This window comes from uncultured Clostridium sp. (assembly GCF_900547735.1).
Taxonomy (GTDB): Bacteria; Bacillota; Clostridia; order Lachnospirales; family Lachnospiraceae; genus Otoolea.
On record NZ_URHZ01000094.1, the window covers coordinates 1 to 18,059 of the forward strand.

Annotated in this window: 14 protein-coding genes; 13 read left to right on the plus strand and 1 reads right to left on the minus strand. The window is 49.3% G+C overall.

Annotated elements, in window-relative coordinates:
- Positions 1–288 precede the first annotated feature (288 nt).
- From QZT18_RS20930 to QZT18_RS20970, 9 genes are all read left to right on the plus strand, one after another.
- A complete protein-coding gene (locus QZT18_RS20930) occupies positions 289–1,248 on the plus strand; it encodes a hypothetical protein (RefSeq protein ID WP_294151127.1) in 960 nt (319 codons plus the stop codon).
- The gene (locus QZT18_RS20935) at positions 1,245–2,345 is read left to right on the plus strand and encodes an iron-containing alcohol dehydrogenase family protein (RefSeq protein WP_294151130.1); all 1,101 of its coding nucleotides are present in this window, start codon (positions 1,245–1,247) and stop codon (positions 2,343–2,345) included. Before QZT18_RS20930 ends, QZT18_RS20935 begins: the two co-directional genes overlap by 4 nt.
- A 288-nt stretch (positions 2,346–2,633) precedes the next feature.
- Entirely contained in the window at positions 2,634–3,803 is a 1,170-nt protein-coding gene (locus QZT18_RS20940; protein ID WP_294151136.1) for an amidohydrolase, read from the plus strand.
- Positions 3,804–3,850: 47 nt separating this feature from the next.
- Positions 3,851–4,783, plus strand: coding sequence for a transporter substrate-binding domain-containing protein (locus QZT18_RS20945; RefSeq protein ID WP_294151138.1), 933 nt, complete (start codon positions 3,851–3,853; stop codon positions 4,781–4,783).
- A gap of 245 nt (positions 4,784–5,028) precedes the next feature.
- Entirely contained in the window at positions 5,029–5,676 is a 648-nt protein-coding gene (locus QZT18_RS20950) for an amino acid ABC transporter permease (protein WP_366925945.1), read from the plus strand.
- Positions 5,669–6,391 carry an amino acid ABC transporter ATP-binding protein gene (locus QZT18_RS20955; protein WP_294151140.1) on the plus strand — a complete coding sequence of 241 codons (723 nt, stop codon included), beginning with the start codon at positions 5,669–5,671 and terminating at the stop codon, positions 6,389–6,391. Before QZT18_RS20950 ends, QZT18_RS20955 begins: the two co-directional genes overlap by 8 nt.
- A gap of 56 nt (positions 6,392–6,447) precedes the next feature.
- A complete protein-coding gene (locus QZT18_RS20960; protein WP_294151142.1) occupies positions 6,448–7,635 on the plus strand; it encodes a pyridoxal phosphate-dependent aminotransferase in 1,188 nt (395 codons plus the stop codon).
- The gene (gene fliB / locus QZT18_RS20965) at positions 7,632–8,963 is read left to right on the plus strand and encodes a flagellin lysine-N-methylase (RefSeq protein WP_294151144.1); all 1,332 of its coding nucleotides are present in this window, start codon (positions 7,632–7,634) and stop codon (positions 8,961–8,963) included. The genes QZT18_RS20960 and fliB overlap by 4 nt, the downstream gene beginning before the upstream one ends.
- Before the next feature lie 179 nt (positions 8,964–9,142).
- The gene (locus QZT18_RS20970; RefSeq protein ID WP_294151146.1) at positions 9,143–10,165 is read left to right on the plus strand and encodes a PD-(D/E)XK nuclease family transposase; all 1,023 of its coding nucleotides are present in this window, start codon (positions 9,143–9,145) and stop codon (positions 10,163–10,165) included.
- A gap of 162 nt (positions 10,166–10,327) precedes the next feature.
- Here the strand turns inward: QZT18_RS20970 and QZT18_RS20975 are convergent, their stop codons facing one another.
- Positions 10,328–11,695 (minus strand): MATE family efflux transporter, encoded by a 1,368-nt coding sequence (locus QZT18_RS20975; RefSeq protein ID WP_366925944.1) that lies wholly within the window; start codon positions 11,693–11,695, stop codon positions 10,328–10,330.
- A 255-nt stretch (positions 11,696–11,950) separates the two neighbouring features.
- Between QZT18_RS20975 and QZT18_RS20980 the strand changes: the two genes are divergently transcribed.
- The 4 genes from QZT18_RS20980 (at position 11,951) to QZT18_RS20995 (ending at position 17,907) form a co-directional block, all read left to right on the plus strand.
- Entirely contained in the window at positions 11,951–13,240 is a 1,290-nt protein-coding gene (locus QZT18_RS20980) for an aminotransferase (RefSeq protein ID WP_294151148.1), read from the plus strand.
- A 298-nt stretch (positions 13,241–13,538) separates the two neighbouring features.
- The gene (locus QZT18_RS20985) at positions 13,539–13,973 is read left to right on the plus strand and encodes a GtrA family protein (protein WP_294151150.1); all 435 of its coding nucleotides are present in this window, start codon (positions 13,539–13,541) and stop codon (positions 13,971–13,973) included.
- Positions 13,974–13,989: 16 nt separating this feature from the next.
- A complete protein-coding gene (locus QZT18_RS20990) occupies positions 13,990–17,271 on the plus strand; it encodes a YfhO family protein (protein ID WP_294151152.1) in 3,282 nt (1,093 codons plus the stop codon).
- A 111-nt stretch (positions 17,272–17,382) separates the two neighbouring features.
- The gene (locus QZT18_RS20995) at positions 17,383–17,907 is read left to right on the plus strand and encodes an adenine phosphoribosyltransferase (RefSeq protein ID WP_227033726.1); all 525 of its coding nucleotides are present in this window, start codon (positions 17,383–17,385) and stop codon (positions 17,905–17,907) included.
- The last annotated feature ends 152 nt before the right edge of the window (positions 17,908–18,059 follow it).

An 18,059-nucleotide genomic window follows, 5' to 3' on the forward strand; every position in this document is an offset into this window, starting at 1 on the left:
TGCCGGACAGGATTTCCACCTGTTAAATATCACACCCTTTTCTGGGCGCACTAGTACCGTTATGCACTCCACAAGCGGGAGCGGTTCCCGTAGGAACTTTATTCTGCCCGAATTCCTCCCCACCCCGATGACTTGACCGATGACTCGCTCGCTTCCTCTTATCCCCATCTCCAAAATTTTTTCTCATTGACACCCGCCCCCGCCCTCCTTATAATAATGGAGAAATACGGTTCAAGATATTTCTTCCCACAGGAGACACCTTAAACCACGTGAACGAGGAGAAAGACGATGTCAAAAAGAAAAACGGTGATAATCGGTGCGGGCCATGTCGGTGCTCATGTGGCCAGCGCCCTGATGATGCAGGAAATCTGTGAAGAGATTGTCCTGCTGGATACAGATGAGAACAAGGCCTGGGCCCATGCGGTGGATCTTCAGGATACGGCATGCTATACAGGTAAAAATACAACGGTACGAAACGGAGGCTATGAGGAACTGCGGGACGCCGACATTTGCGTGCTGAGCTATTGCGGAGTGATATTCAAGGAAAACCGTCTGGAAGAGCTGGAGGAGGCCCTGAATATTGCGGACAGGATTATCCCGGAGATTAAATCCTCCGGCTTTCAGGGTGTGATTGTATCCATCACCAATCCCTGCGATCTGGTGGCGCTTTATTTTGCAATGCATCTTGATCTGCCCGTAGTGGGGACAGGTACGGCGCTCGATTCGGCGCGTTTCCGTATCAGGACGGCACAGGCGCTTCATATTGCCCCGGCCGGTGTGGAGGCATTCTGCGTGGGCGAGCACGGCGACAGCCAGGTTCCTGTCTGGTCGCAGGTGAGAATCGGCGGCCGTTTCCTGACGGAACTTGAGAAGGAGGGTTCGGAGCGGTACGGCAGCCTGAGTAAGGCGGAGGTGGAGAAAGCCACCATCGAAGCGGGATGGAAGATCCTCGTAGGAAAGGGCAGCACGGAATATGGAATCGGAGCGGCCGCGGCAGAACTGATCCGGTCAATTCTGACGGATGGCCGTCAGGTGCTCCCGTGCTCGGGCAAATACAGAAGGACAGCGGACAGCCCGATGATTTACACCAGTATCCCGTCCGTGACAGGGGCAGGAGGAATTGTAGAACGGATTACACCGGTATTGTCACAGGAGGAGGCGGAGCGCTTTGATGCAAGCTGCCGTCTGATGGAGCAGTACAGAGCGGAGTATCTGGATGTCAGAAATCAGTCGGAGGACAGAAAATGAAAGCAGTGACAAAACTTTTTGCGGGTTATACAATCGGTGACGACGCCTATTACCAGGTGGACCGTTTCTGTTCCCCCTATGGCAAACGCGTCCTTTTAATAGGAGGAGAGACGGGCATGATGAAGGGCCGACCTTTTCTGGACGGCGCTCTGACACTGACGAAGAGCAGGCTGGAAATCGTGGATACCGTTATCTATGGAAAGGAATGCACCTACGAGAGAATCAGGGAACTCAGCAGCCTCTATCAGGATCAGAAAATAGACATGGTTTTCGGCATGGGCGGCGGAAAAGCAATGGATACGGCGAAGGGGACGGCCCATGAGCTGGGAGTTCCGGTATTCACCTTTCCAACGATACCGTCCAACTGTGCCTCCATGGCGGCGCTGTCTGTCGTATATCGGCAGGACGGAGGATTTGACAGCTTCTATTTCTTTGAACGCCCCGCCGTTCACTGCTTTATCAATACCGATATCATGATTCATGCGCCGAAAAAGTATTTTCGTGCGGGCATGGGCGACACCATTGCAAAATACTTTGAATGCCATTTTTCGGCCAGAGGGGATGAACTGGATTATCACTCGGCCCTGGGACGTGAGATCAGCAATCTCTGCTATGAACGGATTCATACGTATGCGGGGAAGGCGCTTGAGGAATTTGAACTGGGGCGGGCAGGCGATGCCTTTACACAGGCCGTGCTGGCAATTACGGTGAATACGGGGCTTGTATCCCACATGGTGGAAGACTGCTATAACTGTGCTCTTGCCCACGCCGTATGCTATGGCCTGGATCTGGTTCCGGGAGTGGCGGAGCGTTTTCTGCATGGCGATCTGGTCGGCTATGGGATCCTGATACAGCTTATGGTGGACGGCCGGACGAAGGAGTTTGAGGAAGTGAGGCGGCTTCTTCAAATGATGGAAATTCCCGTGAGCCTTAAGGAGATGGAGATTCCTCTGGAGCGCGGCACTTTACAGGATATGCTTAAAGAATCGGTCGGCGGCCCGGATATGGATCATATTCCCTATCCTGTTACGGAAGATATGGTCTGGGAAGCTCTCTGCAGGGTGGAAAAGGTTACCGGGCACGGAGTGAAGTGTTAAATGGTAAATGGATAGATGGTAAAAGGCGGTGAATGGCGCGGAGAGCGTTATCACCGCCTTTAAACTGCGGAAAGGATACAGGGGATGTGGTTTTTATGCATGAAGGATTATATTCAGAACTTTATGCATTGTGACGTTCCCGCGTCATTTTCATCATTTGTGCTAAAAATGCATGAAAATTAACGAAAAAACAGGCAAAAAAACAAGTTGACAACATTTGGCAACGGTGTTATTATTATGCACATAAAACTTATATATATTCAAAAATGAAGAGAAAAGAGAGAATTTATGCTTGATGAGTGTATAAAAAAACAGTTATGGGATGCGGAAGATACAATAGCTCCCCTGGCGGAACAGGTAAGTGAGTGTATCTTTACACACCCTGAACTGGGAGACCGGGAATTCTTTTCAGCCGGATATCTGACGGAGGAAATCGCCAAACTGGGATTTAAGGTTGAATTCCCTTATATGGGCATTCCCACGGCGTTCCGCTGCGAGCTGGGAGATGAGGACGGGCCGGCGGTCTGCTTTTTAGCAGAATATGACGCCCTTCCCGGATACGGTCCAAACCACGACGCACCGGCCCACGCCTGCGGGCACAACTGGATTGCGGCCAGCACCTTTGCAGCCTGCGCGGCCCTGGCAAAGATAAAACCGCTTTTTAAAGGAAAGATTGTATACATAGGAACGCCCGCCGAAGAAAATACGGGCAGAAAAGTCGATATGGCGGAAAAGGGAGCCTTTGACGGAATGGCAGCGGCATTCCAGATGCACCTGGATCAGGATTTCAGCGTCGATACGGTGACACTGGCCATGACGGATTTTGTTTTTGAATTCCACGGAGTAGCGGCCCACGCGTCCAGCAATGCACAGAACGGCGTCAATGCCCTGGAGGCGTGCAACCTGACGATGGCCGGAATCAACGCAATCAGACAGCATCTGGAACCTGACGTGAGAGTCCATTACACGGTGATGAACGGCGGCATGGCTCCGAATATCGTTCCCGATTATGCATCCATGGCGGTTTTCGTAAGAGCCGGACAGAAGGATTATCTGGAAGAAGTGATTGAGAAGGTCTTAAACTGCGGCAGGGGAGCGGCCCTGATGACGGGAGCCAAATTCGAGTTTAAGAGAGCGCAGAATACATACTACGATATTAAACGCAATAAAAAACTGAACGATATTATGAAGGAACAGCTTGCGGGACTTGGCATCACGGAACTGGCGGAGGGAGACAGATACCACTCCGGAAGCTCCGACATCGGAAATGTGTCTTATGCATGCCCCACCTGTTACTCTACGCTGGGCGTTGGCAAGATGACGAAAGCAGGACCTCATGAGGAGGATTTCTTAAGAATCGTCGACTCCGCAGGCGCGCACGAGCTTCTGCATCTGGCGGCAAAGGCCATGGCGGGAGCGGCCCTGGAAGTTTATCTGGGGGCGGATGTGACTGAGTAAGCAGACGGAATAGGATATAGCCCATAAGGGCGGAATGGAGGAAAATTATGAAAAAGTTATTGGCAATTTTACTTGCGGGAACAATGGCGTTAAGCCTGACGGCGTGCGGAGGAAGCACGAAAGGTACGGAGGCAGCGGCAACCAATGCGGCGGCAGAGACGGACGGAGGTGCGGCTAAGGCAGCCGATACAAAGGCGGCCGATGAGGCTGCAAAGGGTGCGGATGCTGCGGGAGAGCTGACCGGGCGTTTAAAGGCAATCAAGGAGGCCGGTGTTTTAAAGGTAGCGACATCCCCGGATTATCCGCCCTATGAGTTTGAGGACATCACAAAAGACGGCCAGGAAAAATATGTCGGAGCCGATATGGAACTGGCAAAATACATTGCCGACAAGCTGGGAGTAAAACTTCAGATTGAAGCCATGGCGTTTGACGCCTGCATGGCGGCGATCGGCCAGGGCCGTGTGGACCTTACCATCTGCGGCATGGTGCCGAAGGAAGAGCGGAAGACCACCATGGATTTTTCGGATGTATATTACAATGACGGCAACCAGGTAATTGTAATCCTGAAGGAGGACGCCGACAAATATAAAACACTCGCCGATTTTGCAGGGAAGAGCGTAGCAGCCCAGAACGGAACACTGCAGTATGATTTGGTCACAACCCAGATTTCGGATGCAAAATGTGAAGTAGTCAGCGCCGTGACGGACGGAATCATGATGTTAAAGACGGGCAAAGTAGCAGGAATCGCCCTTGCAAGCGTAGCGGCCGACAATTATCTTGCCAATTACCCGGATCTGGTAGAATGCGATGAAAAATTTGATTACACTTCCCTCGGCGTGGTAGCCGGTGTGGTAAAGAACGAGCCGGAATTCCTCGCTGAGATCAATGGAATTGTCAAGGAAGTGGCCGACAGTGAAATCTACTACCAGTGGATCGACGAAGCCAGCCAGTTATCAAATGAAATCCAGGGAGTAAAGTAATTTCCGGTTACTGTTCGCAGAACCGCGCTTTACAGCGGGGCTGTGAATAGTAACAATTCCCGGAGTAACGGTTCAGAAGGTAATGAAAAGTTACTTTCCGGAAAAGAAAATGTCTGCGGGAGTGGCGGAGCGTCCGGTGAGAGACCGGAAGGTTCCGCCACCCCCCTTTTATATGTTACAGATGGCCGCAGTGAAGAAATACTGCGCGGTTTAGGAAAATGGAGGATGCTATGGTAGGAAATATAATGATGCTGGTACAGCGTTACAGCGGACTGTTCCTGGAAGGAATGAGTTATACGCTGCTGCTGGCCCTGATTACGGTTACAATGGGTACCGTGCTTGGAACGCTGGTGGCCCTGGCAAAAATGGGGAAGTTTAAGATACTCTCATTTCTGTCCACCGCCTATATTGAGATTATGAGAGGAACCCCGCTGCTGCTTCAGCTCTACCTGTTCTATTTTCTGGTGCCGCAGATCCTGCCGTGGGAACCGTCAAAGTTCACCTGTGTCTGCACCGCCCTTGTGTTAAATGCAACGGCCTACGTGTCCGAGATTATCCGCGCCGGAATCCAGGCCGTGGATCCGGGCCAGATGGAAGCCGCCAGGAGCCTCGGTTTAAATACTTCCCAGGCCATGAAGAAGGTCATTCTTCCCCAGGCGCTTAAAAATATTCTCCCTGCCCTGGGCAATGAATTTGTTACGGATATCAAGGAGACTTCCCTGGCGTCCACATTCTTCCTCGGCGATTTGATGACGACCTTCCGTACCATAAACGGCGCTTTATATCTGACGCTGGAACCGCTTATCATCGTCGGAATTATTTACTTCCTGCTGACGTTTACGCTCAGCAAGCTGATCACGGTATTTGAGAGGAGGATGGCAAGCAATGATTAGAGTAGAAAATCTGAGAAAAGATTTTGGAAAACTTCAGGTATTAAAAGGCGTGACGGAAGAAATCCGCCAGAACGAGGTGGTTTCCATCATCGGTCCGTCGGGTTCCGGCAAAAGTACGCTTCTGCGCTGTCTGAATCTTTTGGAGACTCCAAGCAGCGGAAAGATATTTTTCCATGATGTGGATTTAACCGATAAAAAAGTGGACATCAACGTGCACAGGCAGAAGATGGGAATGGTATTCCAGCATTTTAACGTTTTCCCCAACATGTCGGTGGAAGAAAATATCACAATGGCGCCCATGCTTCTGGGAATGAAGAACCGCGAGGAAGCGCATGAGATGGCGGCGGAGCTTTTAAAACGTGTCGGCCTCTATGAAAAGGCGGGAGTACGCCCGACAAAGCTTTCCGGCGGACAGAAACAGCGGCTTGCCATTGTCCGCGCCCTGGCGATGGAGCCGGAGGTAATGCTGTTTGATGAGCCGACTTCCGCCCTTGACCCGGAAATGGTTGGTGAAGTTCTGGCTGTTATCAAGGAACTGGTGACAACGGGACTGACGACCGTGATTGTAACCCACGAGATGGGATTTGCAAGGGAAGTTTCGGACCGCGTCCTCTTTATGGATGAAGGAATTATCGCAGAGGCGGGAATTCCGGCCCAGATCTTCGGAGATCCGAAGCAGGAGAGGACCAAGGACTTTTTAAGCAAGGTATTATAAAGTCCTATCAAAGGTATTATAAAGCTCTATCAATGGAAGTTCAGGAGGAAAAGATTATGCCAAAATTAAGTGACCGCGTCGGCACGTTTACAGATTCCGTCATCCGGAGGATGACGAGAATCAGCGACGCAAAAGAAGGTTCCATCAACTTATCCCAGGGGTTTCCGGACTTTGACCCGCCGAAGGAGATAACCGATGCACTGGCAAAAGCCGCGGCGGAGGGGCCTCATCAGTACAGCATCACGTTCGGCGCCGATAATATCCGTGAGGCTCTTGCCAGGAAACACGGCAATGCCATCGGGCGCGCGATTGATCCCGATAAGGAGATCGTTGTGACATGCGGGGGGACGGAGGCCATGATGGCAGCCATGATGACCATCTGCAATCCCGGAGACAATGTTATCGTATTCTCCCCATTTTACGAAAACTACGGAGCGGACGCCATTCTTTCGGGCGCCAATCCGATTTATGTACCGCTCATTCCCCCGGAATTTAACTTTGACCGTGAAGTTTTGGAGGCTGCGTTTAAACAGGGGGTAAAAGCCATTATCGTCTGCAATCCGTCCAACCCCTGCGGCAAGGTGTTTACGCGGGAGGAACTTATCTTTATCGGTTCCCTGGCTGAAAAATACGATGCCTTTGTCGTGACGGATGAGGTATACGAGCATATTATTTTTAAACCCAATGTGCATGTACACATGGCAGGCCTTCCGGGCATGTATGACAGGACGATCACCTGCAATTCCCTTTCCAAGACCTACTCGATTACGGGATGGCGTCTCGGCTATCTGATCGGGCCGGAGGAAGTGATTGAGGGAGCGAAGAAAGTCCATGATTTTCTGACCGTCGGGGCGGCGGCTCCGCTTCAGGAGGCGGCAACCGTGGGTCTGAATTTCGGACCGGAATACTATGAGGAGCTTCAGCAGATTTATACGGAGAAAAGAGACTATTTTGTAGCGGGACTGGACAAAATCGGGCTGAAACATACGGTTCCCCAGGGCTCCTATTTTATCCTGATCGATATTTCCGATTTCCTTGCCCTGCCTCAGTTTAAGGGGTATACGGATCTGGAATTCTGTGAGTGGATGATCAATCATTACGGCGTGGCCGCAGTACCCGGCTCCAGCTTCTTTAAAGAAGAGGTGAACCATCTGATCCGTCTGCATTTTGCAAGGCAGAAGGATACCCTGGATGAGGCCCTGCGCCGACTGGGAGAGATGATGAAAGAACAGGTTAATGAATGAAAAAGATAATTACGGTGCGTTATCCGCACTACTATAAAGAGTTTTCCTGTACGGGCTCCCGCTGCGAAGACACTTGCTGTGCCTCGTGGGGAGTCTCCATCGATCCGGTTTCCCTGAAACGCTATCAATGCGTGAAAGGGGAATTTGGAAGACGTCTCCGTGAGTCCATCGATACAAGGACGGGCAGCTTCATCCAGAGGGATGGAAGATGCCCGTTTTTAAACAGGGAAAATCTCTGCGACATGTATACCTGCCTTGGGGAAAAGAGCCTGTGCAGAACCTGCCGCGATTTTCCGCGTCATATGGAGGACTACGGCCCGCTGCGCGAGGTGACGCTCTCCCTGGCCTGCCCCGAGGCTGCCAGGCTGATTCTCGGAACCGGAAGAAGGGGAGAGGGTGAGTGCGCCGGGAAAACAGAGGCGGAGGGGAAAACAAAGGCGAAAGGGAAAACAGAGGCGAAGGATAATACAGAGCGGCTTAATAATGTGAAAACAGCCGCCCCAGAATACTACATTCGCAGGAAAGCGGTTGAAGATAAGAAAGGCTGGAAAAGGGCGGACAGTGGGGTGGACACTCATCTGCTCAGGCAGCTTATAAAAGTCAGGGAGGCATTTTATACCATACTCTCATGGGAAGGCGTAGAGATGGAAGTCAGGATGGCGGTCATCCTGACTCTGGCACATGACGCCGAAAATCGGCTGGAAAATGGCCGTAAGGACAGTCTTGAACGGCTGCTGGCCCGCTACACTCTGCCGGAGAACAGGGAGCGCCTGCTCTCCCTGTTCCGCCTATATAAAGGCGGGGCGGGGGAGAGGCAGAGGGACAGCCTGATGTGTCTTTACCTGGAACTGACCGATACCCTTGAACCGGTTTCACCCAGGTGGAAAGAGATGGCCGGAAAGTATGCGGAAGTATTATATGGCGGGAATACCGGAGCCGTGGAGCATCCCGCGCAGAACCAGGAGCTTTCCCGCAGTGAGTTGCAGAAGAAGCTTAAGCAGGTATATCCTTTCATTGATTCCGACATGGAAAAACTGATGAGGTATTTCCTCTATACGTATGTACTGGGAGCCGTATATGACGGGCAGTTGCTGACCGCGGTCAAGACGGCTTTATTCAGTTGTCTGGTAATACGGGAAGCAGATTTGGGAATTCTTAAAGAGACAGGGAGCTTTACGAAAGAGGATCAGATAGAGACAGCCCATCTCTGGTCCAGGCAGTTGGAACATTCGGATTACAATCTTAAAAAAATGGAGCGGCTGATGAGGAGGCATGAGGCATTGGGAATGAAACAGATGATGATCTGTCTGCTGGCCGGGGATAAATAGTGTGGAGCCTTCTTGCATTCCGGAAATCTATCAATTATAATGAACATATTCCGGCAGATGTCTTCTGCCGCGTTCTTTATACACATTTGTGCATTTCTAACCGGTTTACCACTATAAAACCGGTCATGGCTGTATCGGCCGCAAGTTTCATTTGATTATAATCTGAGGAGGAAGTGCGTATGACACATGAAAACACACAGAAAAAGAGCTTGGTTCTTCTGAGTGAAAGAGACAGAGAACAGGTGGAGGCGATGCTGAGGCAAAATCCTGTGGTTTGGAGAAAATTTCAACAGTTGACAGAAAAACTTCAGGAGGAGTTGATGAGCTTTGCCATGGGAAACTGCGGATTGAAAATCAGCTATGATCCTTTCTTTAAAATGGTTTTTAATCCCGAGATACACAGAGAACGATTATCAAGAATGCTCTCCTGTATTATGGGACAGCGGGTTATCGTGAAACGGGCATTGCCAAATGAATCCAACCGGATTACCGCAGAAGATTCTCTGCTGATTATGGATGTCTTGACAGAATTGGAAAGTGGGGAATTAGTTAATGTTGAGATTCAAAAAATAGGATATGCTTTTCCAGGGGAAAGAGCTGCCTGCTATTCATCCGACCTTTTACTCAGACAGTACAGCCGGGTGAAGGGCCAGGCTGGAAGAAGGTTTTCCTACAGAGAGCTCAGAAATGTTTATACGATTGTTCTGATTGAAAAGAGCAGTTTGGAATTTCATAGAACACAGGAGCAGTATATCCATTATTCAAACCAGGTATTTAATACAGGGCTGAAGTTAAATTTGCTGCAAAAATACATATTTATTTCCCTTGATGTTTTTCAGGAAATGTCTTACACTTTAAATAGAGAATTAGACGCGTGGCTTCTCTTCCTGAGTTCGGATAAACCGGATGATATGATTCGCATTATAGAAAAATATCCGTGTTTTAAAGAACTTTATAGGGAGATAGCCGAATTTCAAACAAAGCCAGAGGAGTTGGTCAATATGTATTCGGATGCATTGGAAATTATGGATAAAAATACAGTGCAGTATATGATCGATGAGCAACAACAGGAAATCGAGAGGCAAAGGAAGCTGGTGGCGGAAAAAGAGGAACTATTACAGAAACAGAGTGCGGAAATAGCCCGTTTAAAAAAGCAGTTAGAACGTAACAGTTCAGATAGGTCTGCGCATTTACTGCGCTGACCGTACAAAAAGGTAGTTGCAGCTGCCGCTCAATAAAAGAGCGTCCATTCCAGCAGGATTCATTTGCAGGAACGGACGCTCTTTTTTTTCGCAGGCGCAGCTATTTGTTCATTAATAATGATATATTGACAGAGTGGCCATATAATCGACAATCAGCATCCCCTATCGGGAAAGCGTCTTAATCTTTTTCACATAAATTCTCCTGAACAGAATCGTAGTCAGTGTGACGGAGATAAGTTCCGCCAGCGGAAAGGAGTACCACACAGCGTGGAGGCCCGCCACTTTGGCGAATATGTAAGCCAGAGGCAGAATACAGAAAAGCTGTCTGGCCACCGATACGACGAGGCTGTAGATTCCGTTGCCCAGCGCCTGGAAAACGGAGCCGAGAATGATGCAGTAGCCTGCAAACAGGAAGCTGGTGCTGATGATGCGCAGCGCCGGGGCGCCGACTTCCAGCATGTGATCGGAGGCGTTGAAAAGCATCAGCAGCCGTTCCGGGAACAACTGGAAAATGATAAGGCCGATCAGCATAATTCCGATGGCGATGAAGGTGCTCAGTTTAATGGTATCCATAATTCTCTTCCTGTTTCCTGCTCCGTAGTTGTAGGCAACAATCGGAATCACACCGTTATTTAATCCGAAAATAGGCATAAAGATGAAACTCTGGAGCTTGAAGTAAATACCCAGGACGGAAACGGCCGTCTCGGAAAACATGATAAGAATTTTGTTCATACCAAAGGTCATGATGGAAACGATAGACTGCATAACAATAGAAGGAACACCAACCTCGTAAATCTTGGCGATGATGCGGCCGTCGGGTCTGAATCCCTTTATCGAGAGCTGAACGTCGTGATTTTTCTTTTTATTAAAAAGAATGGCAAGTATCATTGCGATAATCTGGCCCGTGACCGTGGCGATGGCGGCTCCCTGTATTCCGAGGCGCGGGAAACCGAACAGACCGAAAATCATAATCGGGTCCAGGATAATGTTGATGATGGCTCCGGTTCCCTGTGTCACCATGCTGTAGATGGTCCGGCCGGTGGACTGCATGATTCGCTCAAATGTCATCTCCATGAAAATACCGAAGGAGAAAATCAGGCAGATGGTGAGATACTGCGTACCGTATTCAATGATTTCCACGTTTTCCGTCTGGCTTGCAAAGAACAGGCGTGAACCGAAGATTCCAATCAGTGCAAAAACAAGGTAGCTGACAAAGGCCAGGAATACGCCGTTGGCGGCTGAAAGGTTGGCTTCCTTCTGGCGCTTTTCTCCTAGGGAGCGGGAGAGCAGGGCATTGATGCCGACACATGTTCCAGAGGACACCGCGATCATAAGGCTCTGGATGGGAAAGGCGAGCGAAACCGCCGTCAGCGCATTCTCACTGATCTGGGCGACGAAGACACTGTCTACGACATTGTAAAGAGCCTGTACCAGCATGGATGCAATCATGGGAAGCGACATGGAAACCAGCAGTTTATTGACGGGCATGGTGCCCATTTTATTTTCATTTGACATAGCTGTAGCTGACATTTTTATCCTCCTGTTAATTAGCGTACTAACAATTACAGCATCCAGCATTATAGCATTCACCAGGGAAACATGTCAATGTTATTATTATTTCGCCAAAAAACGGTACATATTTATACAAAAATCCGCTTGTCAGGCGTTCTGTATTTATGCTATCATTATCTTACTGCTTTTCGGTGATTGTTTGGAAATAAATACAGGCTTGTGCCTGAGGGGCCGGAAAAACAGATATTGGAATGATTAAGGAGGAATTTGAGGATGAAGCCATACAGCGAATTGACGAGAGAAGAGTTGTTGGAGCTTAAGAAAGACCTGTCTGCCCAGTACCATGCATTTCAGGGGAAGGATTTAAAACTTGACATGTCGCGCGGAAAACCCAGCGTGGAACAGCTCGATTTATCCATGGGAATGATGGATGTGCTGAGCAGTGACTGTGACCTGACATGTGAAGATGGTACAGACTGCCGTAATTACGGTGTACTCGACGGTATTAAAGAAGCGAAAGAGCTGCTTGGCGACATGATTGAAGTTCCGGCTGATAATATTATTATTTACGGAAACTCCAGCCTGAATATTATGTACGACACAATTTCACGTTCCATGACTCACGGCGTAATGGGGAACACTCCGTGGTGCAAGCTTGATAAAGTGAAATTCTTATGTCCCGTACCTGGTTATGACAGACATTTTGCCATTACCGAGTATTTTGGCATCGAGATGATTAATGTACCGATGACGGAAGACGGACCTGATATGGATATGGTTGAGAACCTCGTCTCCACCGATGACAGCATCAAAGGCATCTGGTGTGTACCGAAGTATTCAAACCCAACCGGTAATTCCTATTCGGATCAGACGGTCCGCCGTTTTGCAAGACTGAAACCGGCGGCGGCCGATTTCAGAATTTACTGGGATAATGCATACAGCGTGCATCATTTATACGACGATGCTCAGGATAACCTGATTGAAATTCTGGCTGAGTGCAAGAGAGCGGGAAATCCGGATCTGGCTTACAAGTTTTCCTCCACATCCAAAATCAGCTTCCCGGGTTCCGGTATTGCGGCGATCGCTACATCCCACAATAACCTGGAAGATATCAAGAAACAGTTGAGAATGCAGACAATCGGCCATGACAAAGTAAACCAGCTCCGCCATGTCCGCTATTTCAAGAATATCCACGGCATGGTAGAGCATATGCGCAAACATGCCGAGATTTTAAGACCGAAGTTTGAGGCGGTGGAGAATATTCTCGCCCGCGAACTCGATGGACTTGGAATCGGTACCTGGACCAGTCCGAAGGGAGGATATTTCATTTCCTTCGATTCTCTGGACGGCTGTGCCAAAGATATCGTGGCAAAATGTAAGAAAGCAGGCGTTGTGATGACAGGGGCGGGCGCTACCTATCCTTACGGCAAGGATCCTCATGACAGCAATATCCGTATTGCTCCATCCTATCCGCCGCTTCAGGATCTTATCACCGCTACGGAACTGTTTGCTCTCTGCGTGAAGGTCGTCAGCGTTAACAAATATCTCAATGGGACGAAATAAGCTGCTTCCGAGCAATATGTGATATGATGAGATTGTATGGGCATTGCCATGCCGGCGGCCCATACAATCTTTTTCGTTGTCGGAATCCCTTTATATCATAAACCGTTCCTGTTCACTCTGTGCCCGGTAAATCTTACAAATTTCGCCAGGAAGCGGTGTAAACCTTTACAAGAGAGACGGGCTAATATAGAATAAAGATAATTGTCCGGAATGCGGAGTTTAGCTGCGGAACGCATCGCAGAAAGGCAAAGCGGTTGCGATAACCGGTATAAATAAGGGAAATTATGAGGAATCTGATATGTTAAATGAAAAAATGGGAAAACTGTGGGCAAGGTTTGTAAACCGTGAGACGGTCTCCTACTTTATTTTTGGCGTCCTTACGACGGCGGTGGACTGGCTTGTTTATCCGCTGATGAGATGGTTCGGCCATTCGGTTGCAATGTCTTCCATTGCATCCTGGGCGGCGGCAGTCATCTTTGCGTTTGTGACAAACAAGCTTTTTGTATTTCAGAGTTATACATTCCGGCCGAAGGAGCTGGGCAAAGAATTTGTCTCCTTTGTCTCCTGCCGTGCGCTGACCGGTGCATTTACCGTGGTTGCCATGGTGGTAATTGTGGATGTGATGGGATGGAATGAATGGATTGGAAAAGTCGCAGTGTCGGCGTTATCGCTGGTACTGAATTATATATTCAGCAAGTTATTTATATTTAAAAAGACAGCGGAGAATAACTGACGTTTTGGAGGAACCTATGGACAGGGATGAAATATCCGGAATTTCCAAAGAATTTGAAGAAGTGCTGGAGCAGGTGTCGGCAGGAAGGCAGACAGCGCGGGAGAAGACGGAACAGCCCGGTTTAAGCGGGGCTGCAGCCGGAATACGCGCTGAAAAGAGTGCGGAAATGCTGCAGACCGAGCAGCAGCAATACGCTGCCGGGCAGGATATGCGGGTAGAGAAGACAGGGAAACAGGCCGCAGCCAACCGGAGTATAAATGGACAGAACACAGGGAAACAGAATATAAGAGACAGAAACGCGGTAAAACAGAACATAGGGGAACAGAAGATGAATGAACAGGATAGGAGAGGACGGGAACAGCAGGAACCGTCTCTGCAGAGTTCTGTGAAAAAACAGGAAACAGGACGTCCCGGCACGGGCAGGGTTAAGGCCTGGAAACAGCCGCGTGAAACGTCGGAGGAGGAACTTCTCTATATGGAAGAAACACCGGAACAGAAAAACCTGCCGGAATATCAGCAGACGCTTAAAATAGAAGAACGCAGAAGGCAGGAAGAACCGGGAATGCGGGAAGCAGCAGCCACCCGGGAAGAGATGGGAACACAGGAAGAAGGTTCGGATGAAGCGCCTTCTCCGGAGAGTTATCTGTTTGAGGAGGATGAACAGGACGCTTACCCGGACGAGGAGCATGAGGATCAGGAAGATTTTTCCGATGAATATTCCGACGACAGGGAGGAAGACCAAGAGGAAGAAGAATTCCGTCCAGCCGTTTCCGGCGGGATTCTGCATCCTTCGGACGGACTGATTGCGGCATTTTTTATTCCGGTCATTGTCCTGGTTGTCATCTTTGCCCAGAGAGGGATATTCCCGTTCGGGCAGGAAAGTTTCCTTCGGACGGATATGTATCATCAGTATGCTCCGTTTTTTTCGGAGTTCCATCATAAACTGAGAAGCGGCGGCAGCCTGCTGTATAGCTGGGATATCGGCATGGGTGTCAATTTTGCCGCCCTCTATGCCTACTATCTGGCAAGCCCTCTCAACTGGCTTGTGATTCTTTGTCCGAAAGAATATATTATAGAATTTATGACGTACATGATTGTGTTTAAGACCGGTTTATGCGGACTCAGTTTTTCCTATTACTTGAAAAAACACAATCGGACCTCGGATTTCGGCGTGGGATTTTTCGGGATTTTCTATGCTCTTTCGGGATATATGGCGGCCTATAGCTGGAATATTATGTGGCTGGACTGCATCCTTCTGTTCCCGCTGATTATGCTGGGTCTGGAACGGATGGTAAAGGAGAAGAAGGGGATGCTTTACTGTGTGACCCTGGGCCTATCCATTTTGTCCAACTACTATATCTCCATCATGATCTGCCTGTTTATGGTGATCTACTTTATCTGTCTTTTGATTCTGGAGGGAAAGAGACGGGTAAAAGATTTCTTTATCAGTCTCGTGCAGTTCGGCGGCTATTCACTGATTGCCGGAGCGCTTGCGGCGTTTGTGCTGCTGCCCGAGATTGCGGCCCTTCAGACCACGGCCTCCGGGGATTTTAATTTCCCGAAGACGTATGAGATGTATTTCTCCATCATTGATATGCTGGCGCGCCATATCGGGAATGTGCAGACGGAGATCGGGCTGGATCACTGGCCTAATATCTACTGCGGCGTCGCCGTCTTTCTGTTCTTCCTTTTATACCTGGCGTGCAGAAAGATTCCGGTGAAGGAAAAGGCGGTCTACTGCGGGCTTCTGCTCCTGTTTTTTGCCAGCTTTTCCATCAATGTGCTGAATTTTATCTGGCATGGCTTCCACTATCCCAACAGTCTGCCGTGCCGTCAGTCCTTTATTTACATTTTCCTGATACTGTCCATGTGTTACCGGGCTTATATGTATCTGGACGAGACGCCGAAGAAACATGTTGCCATCGCTTTCTGGGGTTCGGTCGGCTACGTGCTGCTGGCCCAGAAGTTTGTAAAAGACGAGGCCTACCATTTTATCGTATTTTATGTGGCAATCCTGTTTTTGGCAGTGTATGCGGGACTGATTTACTTTTATAAGAATCCCCGGCGATCCCGGACCACTGCGGCGCTGCTTACGCTGGCCGTTGTGGCCGTGGAGTCGGCGGTCAATACAACGGTGACCAGCATTACGACAACGAGCCGTTCGGCTTATAAGTCGGACAATGAGGGTGTCATCGAACTGACGGAAGATCTTAAGACGGGGAATGGATTTTACCGCGTGGACAAGGTGGACGGAAAGACGAAGAATGACGGAGCGTGGATGAATTTTCCGTCCGTTTCGCTGTTTTCCTCCGTGGCCAGCGCCGATATGACTTCCTTCTTTAAGAACGTAGGCTGCGAGGGCTCGACCAATGCATACAGCATAGTTGGAAGTACCCCGCTGATCGACTCCCTGTTTTCGGTCCGATATGCGCTGTACAACAACAGACAGTTAAATCCCAGAATCCAGCTTAAGGATTTTTCAGGAGAGACTTTCCTCTACGAAAATCCGTATACGCTGCCGCTGGGCTTTATGATGCCCGATATCATGGAAACTGGATGGAAACTGGATCTTCCGAATCCGATCGACGTCCAGAACGACCTCTGTGACGCCCTGGATACGCCTCCTGTGTTTGAAACGGTGATGGGAGAGAACGACGGCGGCACGTTCAGTTTCACGCCTGAAAAAGACGGGGAATACTATATTTATGTTATGAACCATCAGGTAAAGTCCGTAAAGATGGCGGCCAGGGAGGATATTAAGACCTTTGACAGTCTCAACCGCGGATATCTGGTGGAGGTTGGCTACTGCAAAGCAGGAGAAACCGTCACGCTTGAAAATAAGGATAATTCGGACGGTCTGAATGCGGAGGCATACCTGTTTAAGGAAGAGGGACTCAAAGCAATCTACGAGCGCCTGAACGCGAATCCGTTTATTCTCGGGGTATGGGACGACGATTATCTGGAAGGAAACATAGATGCCGGGGACGGCGGAACCATGTTCATGTCGATTCCATACGATAAAGGCTGGACGGCCCTGGTCGACGGTAATCCTGTGACAATAAAACAGATCTACGGAACCTTCTCGGGACTTGAGCTTTCGGCCGGACGCCATACGGTGGTTCTGAAATACATGCCGGAAGGGCTGAAGCTGGGAGCGGTTATCAGCGCCTCGGCTCTGCTGCTCCTGGTTCTCCTGGCGGTGTGCGGCTGGATGTTCAGGAAGAAACGAAAGAAACCAACGCCGTATGACAGACTGGATGAAGAATGGCACGGTGAGTCGTTTCCGAACCGGAGATGAAAAAGAAAAAAGAAGAGAAAATAAAAGAAAAAAGAAGATAAGTTTAGAAGAAAAATTTAAGAATAGATCGAAAAAAAGATAGAAAAGCATATAGAGAAGAGAGGCAGACAGATGAAAAAGTTAGAAGAATATGTGAGAAGCATTCCGGACTTTCCGGAGCCGGGAATTATTTTCAGGGATATTACAACAATTCTCCAGGATCCGGACGGACTCCACATGTCGGTAGACAGGATTCTTAAAGATTTGGAAGGCGTTGACTTCGACGTGGTTGTGGGACCCGAGTCCAGAGGATTTATTTTCGGGGTTCCGGTTGCCTATGCGCTGCACAAGGGGTTTGTACCCGTAAGAAAGAAGGGAAAACTGCCATGTAAGACAGTTTCCATGGAATACGATCTGGAATACGGCAGCGCTGTGATTGAAATGCATGAGGATTCCATAAAACCGGGGCAGAAAGTAGTTATCGTAGACGACCTGATAGCTACCGGAGGAACGACGGAAGCAATCATCAAACTGATTGAAAAACTGGGCGGCGAAGTTGTGAAAATCTGTTTTGTAATGGAGCTGGCAGGTTTACACGGCAGGGACCGTCTGGAAGATTATCAGGTGGACGCGCTGATCACGTATGAAGGAAAATAAGGGATTTAATTGAGATGTGAGGACGCCTCTGTAAGATGGCGGACGGGGGAGTGGGAGGGTGTTTATGAGTCTTCAGTCCCGGTTTGTAGGGTGTGGCGAGGGGGAATCCGGAGAAAAAAATTCCTGCGGGGACACGCTCCCGCTTGTGAAGC